Here is an 18,354-nt window from a genome sequence, read left to right on the forward strand (position 1 = left end):
ATCGCCATGATGATGACCTACGGCACCTTTGTGTTTTCCCTGTCTACAGCTGCCTACGATCAGCTGCAGCGGCAAATGAGCTGGCGGCATGCCAGCAGCGAACGCCTGCACGCGCGCCCTGCACGCCAGTATGTCGGCCTGGGCGAGGACACCATCAGCCTGCAAGGCGTGATCGCGGGCGAATTGGCATCGAATCTGCACGTGCTGGATGATCTGCGCGCCCTGGCCGACGAAGGCAAACCGCAAGCGCTGGTTGAGGGCACGGGGCTGGTCTACGGCGCCTATGTACTGGTTGGCCTCAACGAGACACGCAAGGAGCTGTTCGCCGATGGCACGCCGCGCCTGATCGAGTTTCAGATGCAGCTCGAACGCGACGACGACGGCGCCGCCGCCGAGGTGCCGGCATGAGGGCCACCCCGTACCCGGTTCCTGCATGGCGCGTGGTGCTCGATGGCGTGGACCTGACCAGCCGCCTTGCCCCGCGCCTGCTCGACCTGTCGCTGACGGAGAGCCGTGGCGACGAAGCGGACCAGATCGACCTGCGCCTGCACGACCATGACGGACACCTGGCGCTGCCGCGTCGCGGTGTCGAGCTGCAGGTGGCCATCGGCTGGGAGAGCAGCGGCCTGTTCGATAAGGGAACGTTCGTGGTCGATGATGTTGAGCACAGCGGCTCGCCCGACATTCTGAGCATCCGCGCGCGTTCGGCGAACCTGACCGGTGCGGTGCGCAGCCGCCGCGAACGCAGCTGGCACGAAAGCACCCTGGGCGACATTCTCGGGGCGATTGCCGGCGAGCATTCCCTGCGGCTTGCGGTGGCCGCGGATCTGGCGCGCCAGCCCATTCCCCACCTCGACCAGGCCAACGAGAGCGACGTCAACCTGCTCACCCGCCTGGGCAAGCGCTTCGACGCGGTTGCCACGATCAAGGCCGGCACATTGATCTTCTCGCCCATCGGCGCCGGCACCACGGCCAGCGGCGATCCGCTGCCAGGCGTTCAGATCACCCGCGCCAGTGGTGACCAGCACCGCTACAGCGTCGCCGACCGGGAGAAGTACTCCGGCGTGCGCGCCTATTGGGGCGACCGTAAGGGCGCCCGCCGCACCGGGGTGCTGGTGGGCACGTCGGAGAACGAGAAAAAGCTGCAGGCGACCTATGCCACAGCAGACGAAGCGCGGCAGCATGCCGAGGCCGAATTCAAGCGATTGGATCGCGGCACGGCCCAGCTGAGCTACATGCTCGCGCTGGGCCGGGCGGATATCTATCCGGAGCAGACCATCAAGGTCAGCGGATTCAAACCGGAGATCGATGGCACCGACTGGCTGGTTTCCAAGATCACGCATACCATCGATGGCAGCAGTGGGTTTAGGACCAGCATTGAGTTAGAACGAGGTAGCGAATTCTCTTGATGAACACCGGAAACTAGGTCTTCAATGCGCCGAGGAAAAGGCCGAATTGATAGAGCTTGTGACCTGGATCGAGGAAGTGTCCGCCGAACATATGAACCTCCATTCCGTCACGCAAGAACATACTGATAGATACTCTCAGCTGGGTGGTGACTAGACTCACGGTATCCTCGTTTAGGCGCTGCTCGAAGATCACATAGATCTGCAAAGTCTCACACTCTTTTCTCTCACTGAGACTTCCGAAGGCCTCCCTCAGCGCGGCACGGAATGGCGGGCCACCAAATAGAAGCATCGTTCCATCAATCACGAGCACCGCATAGTCTTTGCGACGTTCCTCGCCGGCCTTATACCCCAATGCTGCGCCATGAAAATGTTGCACGTCGTAATCTGTCATTTGGCCGATGAGATAGTGGAGATCATCCGGACCTGTCCCACTCGCCGACCTTGAAGCCTTGTGCTTATCCCACAGAATTTCTCGACGACGCGTTACCTCTTCTTCGGTCTGCCGTGCATCTGTAATGGCCTTATCAGTTACATTCGCTTTGAGGCGCTCCTTGGCGTTCTGGATGAACTCCGAAAGGGTGTACATCCAGAAGGTCTCAACGCCAGCCTCACGATGCATCTCCATGACAAGCTCAGGTTGAGGCCGCTTGCCCGACACCGACTTTGTATCCAACCACCAGTCGGCCTTCACATCGGACGTTACTAGCATGAGACGACGCAGGCCGTTGTCCTTCCCGTAACGCAGCAGCTCTCGCCACACCATGTAGTCACCGTACTGCCGGTCGTAAGTTAAACCATCAAACATGTACAGATCACCGGCCTTCTCCGTGTCGAGGTAGCCAGGCCCCATCTTCACTGCGTACCTGTTTGCACCATCCATCTCGGCGGCTTGGACGAGTTCTTGGCTCTGTGGCCGGATCCCAGTCCGTCCGCGTAGCAGGTCTTCAACGAATGGCAGAACCGTATCCTGTTTTGCCGGAGAGATGTAGTGGTCACTCTCAGACTGAGTAATCCTAAAAAGTTCGCTGGCCTTTTCATTGAGCTCCTTGAGCATCGCGTTCAGTTCTGGCCAACATGCACGCTCCTGCACTCGCTTGCTGGACACGACGGCCTTGAACGCGTCGTAAGCAATTTTGGCCTCCTTCCCGAGCTCTTTTGAGGCCGCATACTCGGTGCGCATTACCTCCAATCGGTTGCGGTGGAACTCAACCAGTACGTGATACGGAACCCAGAGCCTGGCCTGCACCTGCGTGAGCAATTGGAAGATCTGCTCGCGCGTGCCGTTAGGCATGCGATAGAGTCCAAGCAGAACGTTTGTGTCCAGGGCTATTGCGCCGTCGCGCCAGAGCTCGTCAATCTCACTAGAGCGCGGGTCGAAGTATCCAGAAAACTGTGAACGCATGCTACCCCTCATGTAAGTCTGCAACGTAGATGCCTCACAGTCCGCGTCGCAGGCCGCAGGCGAGGTTTAACCATCAAATTACATGTATGCGACCCAGGTGGAACCTTGCCCTTTGACAGCGCCATTTGAGACGGAACCGGCGAATCCAGATCGCCCTTGGAGCCCGAGCGAGGCAAGGTGAGGAACGGCTAGCCAACACCTATAGCTTTGCATCGATGGCGTGAACTGTGCTTTCGCTGACAATGTGATGCATTGAGAGGACAACATCTTTAACGTTCAGTCGCCGGATATCTCTCTCAAATTCGGAGAACACTTCGTTAATATCGTTGGGCGATATTTCCACTCCGCCCACCAGAAGGATCTCGATGCGGCTTAGAGGTGTAACGGGAAGAATCTGAGCAATCTCACTGCAAACCATCCTCCTAGCCCCGCGCGATGCTGCATCGAAGCCGTGTATCGCAACACCAACTCTGTACTCGCCACTAGTCTGGAACCCAACTGCCACATCCCCATCCGATTTAAGAACCGCAAATCCGCGAGACAACAGTGCCTTCTCGAGGGCGTCCTGGCCGTACTTCACCATCATTTTGTGTAAGGCGCCGTTTCTTACCCTTCCACGGTCCTCATCGGTCAGTGTGTTCCAGAGTTCTATAGACGCACGCACCTCCTTCTCGGCAAGCAGAAATGGTGATGTCTCTGCAACGTCACTAAGCGTGGTCGCGGAAACACTAACCTGCAGCCGAGTCTCTGCCTCGCTCATGAATCCGTTTAGGTCGTACATCCAGTAGTTTTCCAGTGCAGCCTCCTTACGAATTTCGGCGCAAATCTCTGGCAGCGGCCCCACAACCCCATAGTCCGTTTTTTTCCACCAATCTGGCTTGCTGTCGTTGGTGATCATTACAACTGATGTGACGTTCGCATCGGACGCACGCGCGATGGTCTCTTTCCACACATAGACATCCGCATATCGCTTATCGAATATCAGTCCATCCATCATGTAGGTCGGATTCTTCATCTTAGTTTCATCGAGATGTCCCGGACCCATCCGATGCGTGAAGCGTTGCGCAGCATCTTTCGTCCATTGGGCGAGTTCCTCTTCCGTGGGCGCTGCACCCACCTTACCGTCCAGCAATCTACCCAGCTCATCCCTGACTGGATCGTTACCATTGATGGCAACATGGCTTGCGATTGCTGCTTGAGCGGCCTGCATTACTTCATCCGCCGCCGCCTTAAAATCAGTCAGGCGATCACTTGCCGTTTGATACCCTCTCTCAGCGAGCTTTACAGAGTTGGCCGATGTCATGAAAGCCTCGATAGCATCCTGCATAGGCTTCAACGCTTCCTCGACCCGCCCCTTAGCTATACCAATCGTTCGCTCTCTATTTCGGTGATACTCAAGTGCCGCCTGGTGTGGAACCCAAAGACGGTCACCAAGCTTCTCGAAGGCCGCGAAAGTCTCTTGGCGCGTGCGTTCCGGAACCTCGTACAGTCTAAGCAGAACGCTGGAATCCAGAACGAATAGTGCCTCCGCCCAGAGCTTTTCTGACTCGGCCTCTGTGGGCCCATAGAATCCTGGAAAAATGTTCTTCATGACGGTCCTTTATCAGTTCGGAAGTTGGCATCAAGGCCTCTCTCCCGTTTGCGGCGCATCCACTTCAGCAATCGAGCGAGTTCTTCTTGTATGTAGTAGCTCGCGGCCCCGGCTAGCCAGTACAACGATGCGTTCAATACTGACACTGCGCATACTTCGTTAGCTTGTGTTGAAGGAAGAAACGACTGCCAGATCCCGATCGCTATCAACGCTGTCGACAGAGAATGCGTCGCTGCGGATATAGGTGCTCGCCAGGCATAGGAGCAACGGTGTTGCCCCTCCTGCTGAGGGCATTGCATCTGGACATCACCAGTGAACACCTGACCAATCACGGCGCCCTCGAACACTGTGACTCCCTTGCACACGCACATTCCCTGACCACGCTTCACCTCCCCGCTACAACCCATATTCCCTCACATCAGATTCCGCGCTCTACCAGCGCCCTGTACGCGCGAGTTAGCGGCCTGAATGCGATGCAGGGTAAGCCTCAGCGGGCGGCTTTCTTTAATCCTTTCGGAGCCTTGACAACGACCTTTTGCCCGCGCAGATCCACGTCGCCGCTGATCTGCTGGCCGATGCTGGTGTTCTCGAAGCTGGTCCGGGGCGCAGCTGTTGTCGCCGCCGGCGTAACACCGCGCAGCGCGGCCATCACGGCGGCGCGTGCCGAAGCCGACGCATTGCGCCAAGCATCGAGCAGATCCGCGTCAGCCTCGGCCAGGCGCTCGCGGCGCCCCACCAGCACGTAGGTCACATCAACGCCGAGTTCATCGGCCGCGACAAAGTACGCACCACCGGGCAGGTGGGCGTCTTGCTCGAACAGAATCTGCGTGCGCTTGGCAACACCACAGGCCAGTCCCATGGCCTCTTGGGTAAGACCCAGCCGCTTCCGTTCTTCTTTCAGGCGAATACCTACAGACACACAATTACCCCCTTGACAGGTGCAGTTAACTTCACCACCATTCCGCCTAGAAATACACAGGGCAAACGGAATGAACGCCAAACGACGTACCGCAGCACCAGCGTTGCGCACTGCCGAACAAGCCCGGCAGTGGCTGATCGACAACGGCCTGTCCGTGACCGCTTTCGCGGAGCGGCACGGGTTGGACCGAAATGCCGTGAACAACGCTTTGCGCAGCAGCAGCAGGTGCAGGATCGGAAAGACCCACGATGCCGCCGTCGCTCTCGGCATGAAAGCCGCCCCTGATTCTCACACAGATTCGCCGGTTTCCACCCGTGTTCGCACGGCCAAGGGCAAACCCTGCAATGCCATTGTTAAGAAGACTGCCGCCAAGAAGGCGTCCAAGGGCCTGGGCAAGGTATGAGTGCCGTCATGGGCCAGCGCGCCATCTTCACCTGTGACGCATGCGGCACACCGTTGACGAAGCGCACTAGCGCCCTACAACACCGCCATCTGCGCACCGACGCCTATGTGTGCCAAAACCCGGTATGCGGCGCCACCTATACCGGGCACTCTGAACTGACCAGCATTTCCAGCCCCAGCGGCATGCCCAACGCCCCAGCCTGCGAACTACCGCAGACACCGGGCTACGAACGCGCCCTGCTGCTGCAACGCTGGAAAGAGGACCGGGGCGAAATGCAGCTGGATTGGATTGACGGTCCCCAAGCGACACCACAGGACGGCGGCGAACACCCCGCCACCTGATCCACCTTTTCCCTTCCACAACCAACTGACCTGGCGCCCGATGGCGCCAGCAAGGGAGTGCTGCGCCTGTGATGCGCCACAAGACACAGTTTGATGGATGGTCCTCGGCAATGGAGCCGAGCTTCGTCTCCGCTCCGGTGCGTGTCGAGTACGTGCCCTATGCACAGAAGCAGCGCGATGCCGCAGAGCTTCGCGCCCTGGTCATGACGCATATCGCACGCGGCGGCGCCTACGAGCAGCTGCCGTCGATCGCTACCGCGCAGGTGTCCGCATGAACCTGTCCGCAGCTGCAACTGATTCGCACATTTCTACACAGATTTACTTGACTTCCTCACGGACGGGGAGCAATGATCGCCGCACGGAGCGTAAGAACTCCAAGTCAGCGGTATCCGCGCCCGAGAGCATCGCGGTTTTTTTGCGCCTGCAATTCGTGCGCGCCGACGTTTTCCTGCGTCGGGAGGGCGGCAGCCATACAACACCCGCAAGGGGAAAACTGCCCGCCGGTCTGACTCCGGTTCTTACCCTCCCGACACCCTCGGTGCGACGCGTAAGAACGTCTCGCCGAGATTTCAATCTCAAGTCAGGAGACGTCCCCGTGTCCCACGGAGCCCCTTCCACGCCCGGCAACCCTGCCGCGCGTCAGCTTTCGCTCGCCTTCGGCCTGATCGCCGACACCCTCGAATGGCCCCACGATGCGTATCAGGCATTCATTGCCCGCCTGCTCGCTGTCGGCGTGTGCCCGCTCGCGATCACCTTGGGCGACGTACTCGCCGCCTACAACGCCACCTGTGACGCCGACGGCCGCGCGCCGGGCACCGACGACAAGGCGGTGCACTGATGGCGTCTCCCTCCAACGTCACCATTCCAGAGCCTTGCCTGCGGCCGGTCATCCTGCTGGAAACGCAGATCCCTGGCTTCGGCCTGCGCGCATCCTTCGACCAGCACAAGATTCTGTTTCTGGCCTTGGTACACATCGAGTCGGACACCGCAGCGACCTTCACGGCGCAGCACTCACGCAACGTGATGCGAGCCGCTACCGGGGGAATCCAGATCGGAACCGTCGTCTACTTGCTCGCCAAGGGTGAGGCCGAGCGCTTCTTCCAGTGGATGCGCACGGGCGAAAGCTACCCAGGCGGGGTGAACTGATGGCCAGCAACAACGGGCATACGCCTGTGCTGCCCGATCCAGTGGATCGCGGCGACCAGGTCATCAGCCTTGCCGACTATCTGCGCCTGTGCCGCATCGCAGCTGCAGCCGAGCTGCTGGCCAAGCTGCCCAGCGAGGCCGCAAAGATGCTGGAAATCGAGGCCGATCACACCTCAGCCGTAGCGAAGTACATGGCCGAAGACCTCGCCGCGATTCTCGGCCGGTCCCGCCCCGCAGTCGAGTAAGACCCCACCCCCGATCCCCGCAGCGCGCCAACGCGGCCGGGGTTGGTCAGGAGAGAACCATGCAACACCACCGCACCGCCGCGCACGCGGCGAACGAAGGCTGAGCCGCCATGCAAGAAGAGATCCGCCAACAGGTACTGACGCGCGTCCAGCGCGACTATGGCCTCAAGCACCGCAGCGGCACCCCGTACATGCGCGGGGGCAAGTGCCCCCACTGCGGCAAGAAGGAGCTATACACCAGCTACGAGAAGCCTTGGATTCTGCGCTGCGGCCGACAGGCCAAGTGCGGCCAAGAGGTGCGCGTGCGCGACCTCTACGACGACCTGTTCGACGACTACTCCAAGACCAACCCGCAGACGCCGCAGGCGCCGCATGCCGCAGCCGACGCGTACCTGACCACCGCCCGCGGATTCAGCGTCAAGCCGTTGAAGGGTCTCTACACTCAAGAGGACTACTACGACCGCGCGAAGCGCCAGGGTACAGCCACCGTCCGCTTCCCGCTGGTGAAAGGAGGCTGGTGGGAACGTCTGATCGACCGGCCCCATAGGTTCGGCAAGATGAAGGCCCGGTTTGCGCCGGGCGAGAGCTACGCTGGGGTGTGGTGGGGCGCGGCCGCTCAAGACCAACTGCGCACCGCCCGCGAAGTCTGGATCGTAGAGGGCATCTTCGACGCCATTGCCCTCCTGCAGCGCGGCATCTGCGCCGTTGCGGCTATGTCGAGCAACGCCTATCCCGAGCAATCCCTCAAGGAACTGAAATCCGCGCGTCCGGGCGATCTGCCGGTGCTGGTGTGGGGATTGGACAACGAGCCGGGCGCCCGCGCCTACACGGTCAAGCATGCGCGCCGGGCGGAGAAGCTGGGCTATCGGTGCATGGCTGCGCAGATCGAGCAGGTAGGCGACAAGAAAACCGACTGGAACGATCTGCACCTGCGCGCGCAGGCGGCAGAGGACGGCGACGCACAGTGGCAGGCTGACCTCGACCTGGCACGCCACAACGGCGCCGTGCTGATGACTCGCACCGCCGTGGACAAGGGGCTGGTCATCTACCAGCGCGAGCAGAAGACCGAGTTCCACATCGAGTTCGCCTCCCGCCTGTTCTGGTTCGAGTTCGACGCGGTGCGCTTCGACAAGATGATGCGGGAGAAGAACCCCGATGACGAAGAGGGAGCGGTCAGCGAAGAGACCGAAGCCAAGATCCGGCGCGCCTGTGCGTCAGTGCAGCAGATCGCCAACTGCTACCCCGAAGCCCTCTACTTCCAGCGCCACGAAGCGACCGACGAAAGCTGGTACTACTTCCGAGTTGATTTCCCCCACGACGCACCTTCGGTCAAAGGCACCTTCACCGGCGCCCAGGTGGCCAGCGCTACCGAGTTCAAGAAGCGAATCATCAGCCTTGCGCAGGGCGCCGTGTTCAGCGGCAGCGGCCAGCAGCTGGACCGAATGATGGAAGACCAGCTGTTCAATATCAAAAAGGTCGATACGGTCGATTTCGTCGGCTACAGCCCCGAGCACAAGGCGTACATCTTCCCTGACCTGGCCGTGCGCGCCGGCGAGGTGACCCTCGCCAATGCCGAGGATTACTTCGAATTCAACAAGCTGCGTATCAAGACCACGCAGCGGTCGATCCGCATGGACATCCAGCGCGATCACGAAAACTACTCCACCGACTGGCTCAGCTGGCTCTGGACGTGCTTCGGCACGCACGGCATCGTGGCCCTCACGTTCTGGTTCGGCTCGCTGTACGCCAATCAGATCCGCAGCAGTCACAAGTCGTTCCCATTCTTGGAAGCCACGGGGGAGGCCGGCGCCGGCAAGACCACGCTGCTCAACTTCCTATGGAAGCTGCTCGCCCGCGCCGACCATGAAGGCTTTGACCCCGCCAAGTCCACGAAGGCCGGCCGCGCCCGCGCCATGGGGCAGATTTCCGGCATGCCCATTGTGCTGCTGGAAGCCGATCGCAGCGACAACGGCGACAAGGCGCACGCCAAATCGTTCGAGTGGGACGAACTGAAGGACTACTACGGCGGCGGCACCCTGGCCACGCGCGGCGTGCGCAACGGCGGCAACGAAACCTACGAGCCGCCGTTCCAGGGAACCATCGTCATCAGCCAGAACGCGCCTGTAGATGGCAGCGAAGCCATTCTTACGCGCATCGTGAAGCTGCATTTCAAGAAGCCGACCGCGACGACCGAAAGCCGGCAGGCTGCGGACAATCTCAATGCGCTCCCGGTCGAGAAGCTCAGCCACTTCCTGCTGGCAGCGCTCAAGGCGGAAACCGCCGTGATGGAGAAGTTCGCCGAGCGCGTTCGGTTCTACGAAGCCAGGTTGCGCGAGGAGAAGGAGCTGCGCGTCGAGCGCATCATCAAGAACCACGCGCAGATGCTCGCCCTGCTCGATGCGCTACGGCTGGTGGTCAACCTGCCGGAACACATGGTGCGCGAGACCCGAGACGCCCTGGTCAAGATGGCCACCGAACGTCAGGACGCCATCGGCGCCGATCACCGCATCGTTTCGGAGTTCTGGGATGCGTACGAGTACATCGAGATGCAGGCCAGCGGCGACAGGCGAACCGTGCTGAATCACTCGCGCGACGACACCCGCATCGCCATCAACCTCAACGAGTTCATCCAGAAGGCGGGCTACTACGGCCAGCAGGTGCCAGACATTGGCGACCTGCGCCGGCTGCTGGTCGAGTCGAAGCGCCACAAGTTCATCAGCGCCAACACCGCCGTAAACAGCGCGATCCGATCCACCCCAATGCTCAGCAGCACCGTGAAGTGTTGGGTGTTCCAGAAGTAAGACCCGCAGCAACAGCAAAGGCCCGGCGGGGAGTGCGCCAACACCGCCCCCAAGGCCATCCACCAACGAAGTTCAGGAGAGAACCATGCAACAGATGACAGGCCAAGCCATGACCACCCTCGCAAAGTCGTTGGATTCCAGCACCGGACCCGGTGCGGAGGCTATCACGGGTGTGCATAACTGTGTGAATGCTGCGGCAGACGGTGATACCGACGCCAGCGCTACGGTCACCCTCCATATTACCCACAACCGCGTCATTGCCACAGCGATGATGAACATGGGACCGGCCAAGATCGCGCAGTGCGTGTTCGAGCGCCGCAGGGGCAGCAGGAAGGGCTGGGAACTGGTGAAGGGAACCGACTTCAACGACGAGACCAGCTGGATTTCGCCCGAGCTTGCCGACCTGGCCAGCCGCATTCCCTTCCCTTACGAAGTGGCCAACATGCTGCCGGGCAAGCGAGCAACCGCCGCTGCAGTGGCGCAGGCTGCGCAGGAGGTGGCCAATGGTTGATTTCGTCGCCCTGCTGGCCATGTGCGTGGTGCTGCCGGTTGCCGGCGCCACCATGCTCAAGATGTGGCAGACGCGCCCGCCTCGGCGCCGTCATAGCGGCTTGGCCGTGGGCCAGATCCCGCAGCCGCTGCGCCGCCGTGCCCCCATGGCCGTGCGCCGGGCCGCCGCATGAAGCAGCAGCAGAAGACTCCGCCCCGGCCGCTGCCGGCGTGCCCGTCCGGCCACCCCGCCCGCTATATCCTTGACGGACGACGGCTGGAAGCACGCGGCGATCATTTCATTGAATGCCGCTGCAGCCGCACGGCGAAATGCCCCACCTTCGACCTGGCCTGGGCGCACTGGCATAAGCAGCACGGACTCCAGGCGGTGGTTCCATCGGCCCCTGCCGCCGGCAGCAACGTAGTGCAGCTGGGGCTTCGCTGGGCAGGTGGTGATGCATGACGGCACCCGGGTTCGGCACGTTCTGGCTGCTCTACGGCCAGTTCGGGGCAACGATGACTATCGAGCAGCTGCGGGCCACCTACTTCCCTACGGCAAAGCTCAAGACGATGGCGAACAAGCACACCGCAGGCCATCTTCCACCACGGGTAGGCGATGTGTACGACACGCGGGACGTGGCCAGCTGGTGGGATGAGCAGCGCCAAGCGCGAGCCCCCTGAGAGCACTACGAAGAAGCCGCCCTCGGGCGGCTTCTTCAGTTAGCGTTTCAGAGCTCTTCGTTGGGCGCTTGTTCGTCAGGCTGCACGAAGGTCACAAAGTGGATTTGACCGTTGCGCACATCGCCAGAGATTTCCCTCTCATCGATGCCAGCATCGTTCAGATCCCTGCATCCGTAGTACATGTAGTACTCCACTTCATACTCGACGTGGACCTTGCCGTCTGTCACGTCAATCCGACTGATAGCGTGACTGACGTAGTTCGCGCGCCCATCGATGTAATGGACGTCGCGATCAAGTGCTGTCTCCCAGGCCTCAGTGTTGTCCGATAGCCAGTCCTGCACTTCGTCGTCGGATCGGACCAAACGCGGCAGGGGAACGGTGGTATTCCGATACATTTCCCATCCTTTAGCATCTTTCAATTTGGCACTCCCCACGCACGCCGCGCGGCCTTCGTCTGCAAGGACGAGTACCAATGATGTACCACCGCCGTGGAAAACCCTTGTCCTGCCTATCTGTCGCTCCGATCCATCATCGGGGCAACGGACAGGCGCAGGGAATCGGCGTAACGGGCGGTGGCGGACGTCATCGGGGTGTTGATCGTGGAGACTGGCATTGCCAGTGAGATCAATAGTTTACACCGCGTGGCTGAATGCGCCCGGTCAGCCGCGCGGCGGCCGCCGGTTGGGTCCGGTTCCGGCTGGCGGCCGAGGCGGGCTGGGCGGCGGCGGCGGACGCTTCCTGCCCTGGGGGAGCTTGGGGTTTGCGTTCTCCATGGATACGACCAGCTGGTCCAGTGGTGGGTTGGAACCCTTCCTCAACTTAGCCATTGTCTGTCTCCTGGAGAATCTCGACCCACTGCACATCCACTGCGTGAATCAGTATGCCATCGAGCTGCGGAAGCTCGACCACGGCGGGGCTGGCCACGGGATCCGCTGCTGGATCGGCACCTTCATCTGGTGGATCCGCATCCACGAGCCAGGCGGGCATCTGCATGTAGAACTGTCCCGCAGCGGGGCTGATCGGCCACTCCTTGGGGTATCCGGTCAATCGACGGCCATCCTTCAATTGCAGGACCACGAAGGCAGGACGCGTACCCAGCACGCAGTACCACTCGCTCGGGTGGGACGTACGCGTGGTGAAGCCTGCGCGGCGGAGAACCCCGTGGAAAAAGTCCTTGTTCGCAGCGAGGGCCAGTCCCGCTCCCAGCAGTGCGGCGAGGACAAAACCCCATAGCAGGCTGCTGGACTCGGTCCAGGTCCCCAGCACAAAGCAGCGACCAGCCAGCAGGAGCATCAGTTCGGTGAACTTCACCAGCGCCTGGACGACGAAGGTGAATACCAGAGCTTCCACGGTCCTTTCGAACTGCGGTGGCTTGGGGTGTGAAGTCAGCCCGTAGAACACCCAGGCTGCCAGGAAGCCCGGCAGCAGAAAGGTCAGCAGCGTGGTGGCGTTGTTGAAGAGCGAATCCATCCCGGAAGAAGTACTCCGTCGTGAGGATCACAACGGAGCACGATCACGGCGATTCTTCTACCCTGGGCGGGGTTCACAGGCCGCAGATGCAGCAACCGCAACAGCAGCCATGGTGTTGCAGTTGCTCCACGAGAGCCGATAGCGTCAATGCGCGCTGCCAGCAGCGCCTTTGCCACCCACCTGTTCAATGAGGGTCTGGCTGGCCGCATTGAGGCCCACCACCGTCACCTCCGCCCCATGCGCGGCCAGCTTTTCCTGCGCCCGCTCCAGCGCAGCCACGGCAGTCAGGTCCCACAGGTGGGCGTCGCGCAGATCAATCTGCACCTTCGGCGCCACGTGCTGGTAATCGAACGCCGCACCCAGCTGCCCCGCTGAAGCAAAGAACACCTGCCCACGCACGCGGTAGACCTGCGTGTCACCGGCATCGTCGCGCTGCACGTCCAGCATGCGGCCGACCTTGCGCGCGAAGAACAGGGCCGACAGCAGCACGCCGCTGAGCACGCCCTTGGCCAGATCGTGGGTGGCCACGGTGACCACCACGGTCAGCAGCATCACGGCGGAGGAACTGCGCGGATGCGTGCGCAGGTCGCGCAGCGAGCGCCAGCTGAAGGTGCCGATGCTGACCATGATCATCACCGCCACCAGCGCGGCCATCGGGATCTGCCGCACCAGGTCGCTGCCGTACACCACCAGTACCAGCAGGAACACGCCGGCCACCAGGCAGGACAGGCGGCCGCGGCCACCGGAGGTCACGTTGATCACCGACTGGCCGATCATCGCGCAGCCGGCCATGCCGCCGAGGAAACCGGTGACCGTATTCGCCACGCCCTGGCCGACGCATTCGCGATTGCGCTCGCTGGGCGTCTCGGTGATGTCCTCGACGATCTGCAGGGTCATCATCGATTCGAGCAGGCCGACCACGGCCAGCGTGGCCGACACCGGCAGCAGGATGCGCAGCGTCTCCCAGGTGAGCGGCACATCAGGCAGCAGGAAGTGCGGCAGGCTGTCGGGCAGCTGGCCCATGTCACCGACACTACGCACGTCCACGCCGAAGCCGATCACCACAGCGGTAAGCACCACGATGGCCACCAGCGGTGATGGCACCGCGCGGGTGACGCGCGGCAGCAGGTAGATGATCACCAGCGCGGCGGCGCACAGCACGTACACAGTCGGGCCGCGGCCAATCAGTTCCGGCATCTGTGCCAGGAAGATCAGGATCGCCAGCGCGTTGACGAAGCCGGTGATGACCGAGCGCGAGACAAAGCGCATCAACGAGCCGAGCTTGAACACACCGGCCAGCACCTGCAGCAGGCCGGCCAGGATGCTGGCGGCGAACAGGTACTGCAGGCCATGGTCCTTGACCAGGTCGACCATCACCAGCGCCATCGCGCCGGTGGCGGCGGAAATCATGCCGGGGCGGCCACCAGCGATGGCGGTGATGACGGCAATGGAAAACGCGGCATACAGGCCGACCTTGGGGTCGACGCCGGCGATGAGCGAGAAGGCGATGGCCTCGGGAATCAGGGCCAGGGCGACGACCATGCCGGACAGCAGGTCGCCACGGATGTTGCCGAGCCATTGCTGGCGCAGGGGGTAGGACGTTTGCATGGGAAAACTCCGCGCGCAGGCGGGCGTGGCCGCATGGCGCTGCAGTGGAAAGACACGGGTTCCTGAGCCGGGCGGGCCGGCTGCCGATGTGCGGCAAGGGTCAGGGTGGCGTGATCACTGCAGGCGGGCGTCGGTACGTGGGAGGGACGCAGTCTACGGCACAGGGCTGCCCAGGGACAGCGTCGGCAGGCCGCAACGGCAGCGAAGCATGGCGCCGCTCTACAATCGGGCCATGGCCACCCACCGCCCACAGTTCTTCGATCCCGCCACCGAACAGGGCGTGCTGCGCCTGTCGATCGCCGCCTCGCTGCTGCTGGCCGCCGCCGCAGTGGTGTTCGGCCTGCTGGCCAATTCCTCGCTGATCATCTTCGACGGCATCTACGGCCTGATCGACGTGGTGATGACCTGGCTGTCGCTGCTGGTGGCGCGGTTGATCGCGCTGTCCACGCAGACCGATGCGCTGCAGTCGCGGCTCAACCAGCGCTTCACCATGGGCTTCTGGCACCTGGAACCGATCGTGCTGGGGGTGAGCGGCACGCTGATGATCGGCGCGGCGCTGTATGCCCTGGTCAACGCGGTGGATGCACTGATGTCCGGTGGCCGCCACATCGCGCTGGGCCCGGCCATTGCCTTCGCCGGGCTGTCGATCGTGGGCGAAGGCGCGCTGGCCTGGTTCATCCTGCGCGCCAACCGCCGTATCGGCTCGGAGTTCATCGCGCTGGACGCGAAGAACTGGGTGATCGCGGCCAGCATGTCAGCCTGCTACCTGCTGGCTTTCCTCGGCGGTGTACTGGTGCAGGGCACCTCGCTGGCGTGGATCGGGCCGTACATCGACCCGGCCATCCTTGCCTTTGTCTGCGTGCTGGTGATGATCGCCCCGCTCGGTACCGTGCGCCGGGCGCTGGCCGGCATCCTGCTGGTCACCCCACCGGAACTGCAGGCGCACGTGGATGCGGTGGCACGCGCGATCGTGGCCAAGCATGGCTTCGTCGAGCACCGCAGCTACGTGGCGCAGGTGGGGCGAGGCGAGCAGATCGAGCTGTTCTTCGTGGTGCCGGAAAACGACCCGCCGCGGCCCCTGGTCGAATGGGACCAGCTGCGCGACGAGATCGGCGATGCACTGGGCGAGGCCTCGCCGGACCGCTGGCTGACCATCATGTTCACCACCGACCGCGAATGGACGATCTAGGCCAGCAGGACGATCGATCAAGTTTTTCGTACGCATTGCAACCCAACGTACGCGAAAACCGGGCAAAGTAGGCTCCAACGCAACACCCACCCACCGACCAGGAGCATCACGATGTCCATCGAAAAGGTTCTGTACACCGCCCAGGCCACCTCCACCGGCGGCCGTGAAGGCCGTTCCGTCTCCTCCGACAACGTGCTGGACATCCAGCTGTCGACCCCCCGCGAGCTGGGCGGCGCCGGCGGCCCGGGCACCAACCCGGAACAGCTGTTCGCGGCTGGCTACTCGGCCTGCTTCCTGGGCGCGCTGAAGTTCGTGGCCGGCCAGGCCAAGGTCGCGCTGCCGGCCGACACCACCGTGACCGGCAAGGTCGGCATCGGCCAGATCCCGACCGGCTTCGGCATCGAAGCCGAGCTGACCATCAACGTGCCGGGCGTGCCGCGCGAGCAGGTGGAAGCGCTGGTGCAGAAGGCGCACATCGTGTGCCCGTACTCGAATGCCACCCGCGGCAACATCGACGTGACGCTGATCGTTGCCTGATGGGGCCGGGGTCGGGTTCATTTCGCCTTGTGAACGGGATCCGACCCCGATTCAGGTAATCTGACGAAATGTGATGGCGACTTGTTTGACATATCCACCAGTGGCGACCAAGCTTCGCTTGCGAAGCTTGGTCGCCACTGGTGGATCAGATCCGACTGAAGGACCCTGTGGCCCGCATTAGCCTCAGCCCTGCACTCCTGAACGAATTCAGGCTCTCAGTTTGACAATTGGTCACTGCGGCCTCAGGCTTCGCCTGCGAAGCCTGAGGCCGCAGTGACCAATGAAAAATGACCTGCGAGATCGAGCAGTAATAGACGCAACGGCGGAGCTGATTGACGTATTTCAGCTCACCCTGCTGACGGCCTCCCAGGAACTGCCGTCTACGCGCTGCATCAGCCACGCTTCGCTCGTACCGATCATCCAGCGGACGCAGAAGGCGCTCACCTCAGGTACGTTTCGCACCTACTCTGCGATCAGGATCATCGCGGTGTTGGAGAACGCTGAACTGCTGCGCCGGTTGCCACTGACGTCACCACGGGGCAGGCCCGTGAAAATCTACGCCCTGGGCTTCAATGAAACCTCGTGGCCCTCTGCTCTGGAGGTCATACAGGCTTACCGTCCCGCCGGGACGCTTTGCTATTTTTCGGCCTTGGAACTGCACGGGTTGACGACCCAACCGACACCGCACTATCACCTGGCGGAATTCAGGCCAGGCATAGCGTCTTCTGCCGTCGAGCCACCGGCAGAAAGCAGTGACAAACCGCAATCTCTCGGCGTTGAAGTGTTCACGCTTGAGGATGTGAAGTGCTTCCTGACCAGCCGCGACCCGAACAATCTCCAAGGCATACAACGCCGCCAGCTCCACTCGCAGTGCACGGTGCGGGTCACCACACTTGAGCAGACATTGCTCGATTGCCTGCATCGCCCCCGAAGCGCCGGCGGGCCGGCCGTTGTTTTCGAGGCCTGGGCATCCGGCTTGCCCCGATCAAATGCCGCAAAGCTTTGGGCGCTGCTCGACTCGATCCAAAACCCCAACCTGATGCGGCGCGCCGGTTACATGCTGGAGTACCACCAAACCACTTCTGCCTTGCTGGATCAGATCCGCAGCGCACTGAGGGGTTTTTCCACCGACCAACCTCCCGAATCACTGCTTCCAGGCATTCCATACAGCAATACCGCGAACGACTGGCACCTGCGAACACCTTAAGGAAAATGCATGAATCGGAGTCAACAGGATGCATGGAAGCGCGAAGCCCTCGATATGTGTTTCCAGGCACTGGCCAGCTGCAACGAACTGTCCCGGAAAATCGTCTACAAAGGTGCCCGCATCCTCGCCCTGCGGCTTGGAGGGCAACAAAGAGCATCTTATGACCTGGATGCGAACATCCTTCTATCGTTCGCGGTCAGAACGCCAGATAGAAACGAGCAGTCAGCAATCCTGCACGACTTGTTCAGCACTGCGATTTCCAACTTCGCTTCGGCACAGGATCCTGTACGTTTCGAACTGGACAGATTGGACATCACGCACAACCCACCCAACCATCCCATGGGCTGGAATGCCTTTGATGTGAAGGTGAGACTGAAAGACTTCAACAACGAAGGCGTTCGTGGGCTTCCGTTCGTTTCATTTGACGTTGCTGCACCAGAGGCCCTGGGTGACGTTGCCGTTGCCCCATTGGAGGTCGATGGGCACACCGTATTCGCCTACACGCTTGAGCGCATCGCTGGCGAAAAGCTCAGAGCATTTCTCAGCTCGCTTCCCACCTATCGGACCAAAGTCCAGAAGCCAGGTGAAGTCGTCCGCGTCAAGGATATCTATGATGTTTCAAAGATACTGGCAGCGCATCCACTCAAAGACACTGCGTTCTGGAATGCCGCGGGCGCCGAATTCAAACTTGCCTGCGCGTCCCGCTTCATCGACTGCAGCGACATGGCGACGTTCTCGGAAGCTCTCGCCGTTACCAAGGCCACTTACGAATCTGACCCGACCTTACCCAAGGACATCGACTTCAACACCGCGTGGACGAATCTGCAGGCGATTGTCGCCTATTGGGAATCCTGCCTCATCCTGCCTATTGCCAACCCATTCCCCAGCCAGAAGACGTAAAAATGGGCGGATGCCG

Annotated in this window: 22 protein-coding genes; 16 read left to right on the forward strand and 6 right to left on the reverse strand. The window is 61.7% G+C overall.

The genetic code is table 11. The features are described 5' to 3' along the window. The first annotated feature begins 6 nt into the window (after positions 1-6). The gene (locus EKL94_RS05170) at positions 7-408 is read left to right on the forward strand and encodes a phage tail protein (protein ID WP_099561475.1); all 402 of its coding nucleotides are present in this window, start codon (positions 7-9) and stop codon (positions 406-408) included. Next, positions 405-1,409, forward strand: a complete 1,005-nt coding sequence (locus EKL94_RS05175) for a phage late control D family protein (RefSeq protein WP_126928256.1) — start codon at positions 405-407, stop codon at positions 1,407-1,409. Before EKL94_RS05170 ends, EKL94_RS05175 begins: the two co-directional genes overlap by 4 nt. Positions 1,410-1,422: 13 nt before the next feature. On the opposite strand, the gene EKL94_RS05180 is transcribed toward EKL94_RS05175, so the two are convergent. From EKL94_RS05180 to EKL94_RS05190, 3 genes are all read right to left on the reverse strand, one after another. After that, a complete protein-coding gene (locus EKL94_RS05180) occupies positions 1,423-2,811 on the reverse strand; it encodes a PIN-like domain-containing protein (RefSeq protein WP_126928257.1) in 1,389 nt (462 codons plus the stop codon). Between the two features lie 199 nt (positions 2,812-3,010). Further along, entirely contained in the window at positions 3,011-4,402 is a 1,392-nt protein-coding gene (locus EKL94_RS05185) for a PIN-like domain-containing protein (RefSeq protein ID WP_126928258.1), read from the reverse strand. Between the two features lie 487 nt (positions 4,403-4,889). After that, entirely contained in the window at positions 4,890-5,321 is a 432-nt protein-coding gene (locus EKL94_RS05190; RefSeq protein ID WP_260473380.1) for a helix-turn-helix domain-containing protein, read from the reverse strand. Between the two features lie 70 nt (positions 5,322-5,391). Here EKL94_RS05190 and EKL94_RS05195 point away from each other — a divergent pair, with 70 nt between their 5' ends. From EKL94_RS05195 to EKL94_RS05245, 10 genes are all read left to right on the forward strand, one after another. Further along, positions 5,392-5,724, forward strand: coding sequence for a DNA-binding protein (locus EKL94_RS05195; protein WP_126928259.1), 333 nt, complete (start codon positions 5,392-5,394; stop codon positions 5,722-5,724). 8 nt (positions 5,725-5,732) lie between these two features. Beyond that, positions 5,733-6,065, forward strand: a complete 333-nt coding sequence (locus EKL94_RS05200) for an ogr/Delta-like zinc finger family protein (RefSeq protein WP_258391789.1) — start codon at positions 5,733-5,735, stop codon at positions 6,063-6,065. 71 nt (positions 6,066-6,136) lie between these two features. Continuing rightward, positions 6,137-6,340: a hypothetical protein gene (locus EKL94_RS05205; RefSeq protein ID WP_260473381.1), complete on the forward strand. Its 204-nt coding sequence runs from the start codon at positions 6,137-6,139 to the stop codon at positions 6,338-6,340. After that, positions 6,337-6,903: a hypothetical protein gene (locus EKL94_RS22870; protein WP_440087012.1), complete on the forward strand. Its 567-nt coding sequence runs from the start codon at positions 6,337-6,339 to the stop codon at positions 6,901-6,903. Before EKL94_RS05205 ends, EKL94_RS22870 begins: the two co-directional genes overlap by 4 nt. Further along, positions 6,903-7,211: a hypothetical protein gene (locus EKL94_RS05215; protein WP_126928262.1), complete on the forward strand. Its 309-nt coding sequence runs from the start codon at positions 6,903-6,905 to the stop codon at positions 7,209-7,211. The genes EKL94_RS22870 and EKL94_RS05215 overlap by 1 nt, the downstream gene beginning before the upstream one ends. Next, positions 7,211-7,456, forward strand: a complete 246-nt coding sequence (locus EKL94_RS05220; protein WP_111105464.1) for a hypothetical protein — start codon at positions 7,211-7,213, stop codon at positions 7,454-7,456. The genes EKL94_RS05215 and EKL94_RS05220 overlap by 1 nt, the downstream gene beginning before the upstream one ends. Before the next feature lie 110 nt (positions 7,457-7,566). Continuing rightward, on the forward strand, positions 7,567-10,257 hold the full coding sequence (locus EKL94_RS05225; protein WP_126928263.1) for a toprim domain-containing protein: 2,691 nt from the start codon (positions 7,567-7,569) through the stop codon (positions 10,255-10,257). 85 nt (positions 10,258-10,342) lie between these two features. Next, positions 10,343-10,768 carry a hypothetical protein gene (locus EKL94_RS05230; RefSeq protein WP_126928264.1) on the forward strand — a complete coding sequence of 142 codons (426 nt, stop codon included), beginning with the start codon at positions 10,343-10,345 and terminating at the stop codon, positions 10,766-10,768. Continuing rightward, the gene (locus tag EKL94_RS05235) at positions 10,761-10,940 is read left to right on the forward strand and encodes a hypothetical protein (RefSeq protein WP_126928265.1); all 180 of its coding nucleotides are present in this window, start codon (positions 10,761-10,763) and stop codon (positions 10,938-10,940) included. The genes EKL94_RS05230 and EKL94_RS05235 overlap by 8 nt, the downstream gene beginning before the upstream one ends. A 265-nt stretch (positions 10,941-11,205) precedes the next feature. Next, a complete protein-coding gene (locus EKL94_RS05245) occupies positions 11,206-11,427 on the forward strand; it encodes a hypothetical protein (protein ID WP_126928267.1) in 222 nt (73 codons plus the stop codon). 47 nt (positions 11,428-11,474) lie between these two features. On the opposite strand, the gene EKL94_RS05250 is transcribed toward EKL94_RS05245, so the two are convergent. The 3 genes from EKL94_RS05250 to EKL94_RS05260 all read right to left on the reverse strand — a co-directional run bounded on the left by EKL94_RS05250 (position 11,475) and on the right by EKL94_RS05260 (position 14,505). After that, positions 11,475-11,822 carry a hypothetical protein gene (locus EKL94_RS05250; protein WP_126928268.1) on the reverse strand — a complete coding sequence of 116 codons (348 nt, stop codon included), beginning with the start codon at positions 11,820-11,822 and terminating at the stop codon, positions 11,475-11,477. Between the two features lie 424 nt (positions 11,823-12,246). Then, positions 12,247-12,897 (reverse strand): DUF6338 family protein, encoded by a 651-nt coding sequence (locus EKL94_RS05255; RefSeq protein WP_126928269.1) that lies wholly within the window; start codon positions 12,895-12,897, stop codon positions 12,247-12,249. Positions 12,898-13,041: 144 nt separating this feature from the next. Further along, on the reverse strand, positions 13,042-14,505 hold the full coding sequence (locus EKL94_RS05260; RefSeq protein WP_126928270.1) for a SulP family inorganic anion transporter: 1,464 nt from the start codon (positions 14,503-14,505) through the stop codon (positions 13,042-13,044). A 208-nt stretch (positions 14,506-14,713) separates the two neighbouring features. Here EKL94_RS05260 and EKL94_RS05265 point away from each other — a divergent pair, with 208 nt between their 5' ends. The 4 genes from EKL94_RS05265 (at position 14,714) to EKL94_RS05280 (ending at position 18,338) form a co-directional block, all read left to right on the forward strand. After that, entirely contained in the window at positions 14,714-15,694 is a 981-nt protein-coding gene (locus EKL94_RS05265) for a cation diffusion facilitator family transporter (RefSeq protein WP_126928271.1), read from the forward strand. A 111-nt stretch (positions 15,695-15,805) separates the two neighbouring features. After that, entirely contained in the window at positions 15,806-16,231 is a 426-nt protein-coding gene (locus tag EKL94_RS05270) for an organic hydroperoxide resistance protein (RefSeq protein WP_049464150.1), read from the forward strand. A gap of 280 nt (positions 16,232-16,511) precedes the next feature. Continuing rightward, positions 16,512-17,438, forward strand: coding sequence for a type IV toxin-antitoxin system AbiEi family antitoxin domain-containing protein (locus tag EKL94_RS05275; protein WP_126928272.1), 927 nt, complete (start codon positions 16,512-16,514; stop codon positions 17,436-17,438). Between the two features lie 9 nt (positions 17,439-17,447). Beyond that, a complete protein-coding gene (locus EKL94_RS05280) occupies positions 17,448-18,338 on the forward strand; it encodes a nucleotidyl transferase AbiEii/AbiGii toxin family protein (RefSeq protein ID WP_126928273.1) in 891 nt (296 codons plus the stop codon). The last annotated feature ends 16 nt before the right edge of the window (positions 18,339-18,354 follow it).

Origin of the sequence: Stenotrophomonas maltophilia (assembly GCF_003970865.1) — a bacterium.
Lineage (GTDB): Bacteria > Pseudomonadota > Gammaproteobacteria > Xanthomonadales > Xanthomonadaceae > Stenotrophomonas > Stenotrophomonas maltophilia_AR.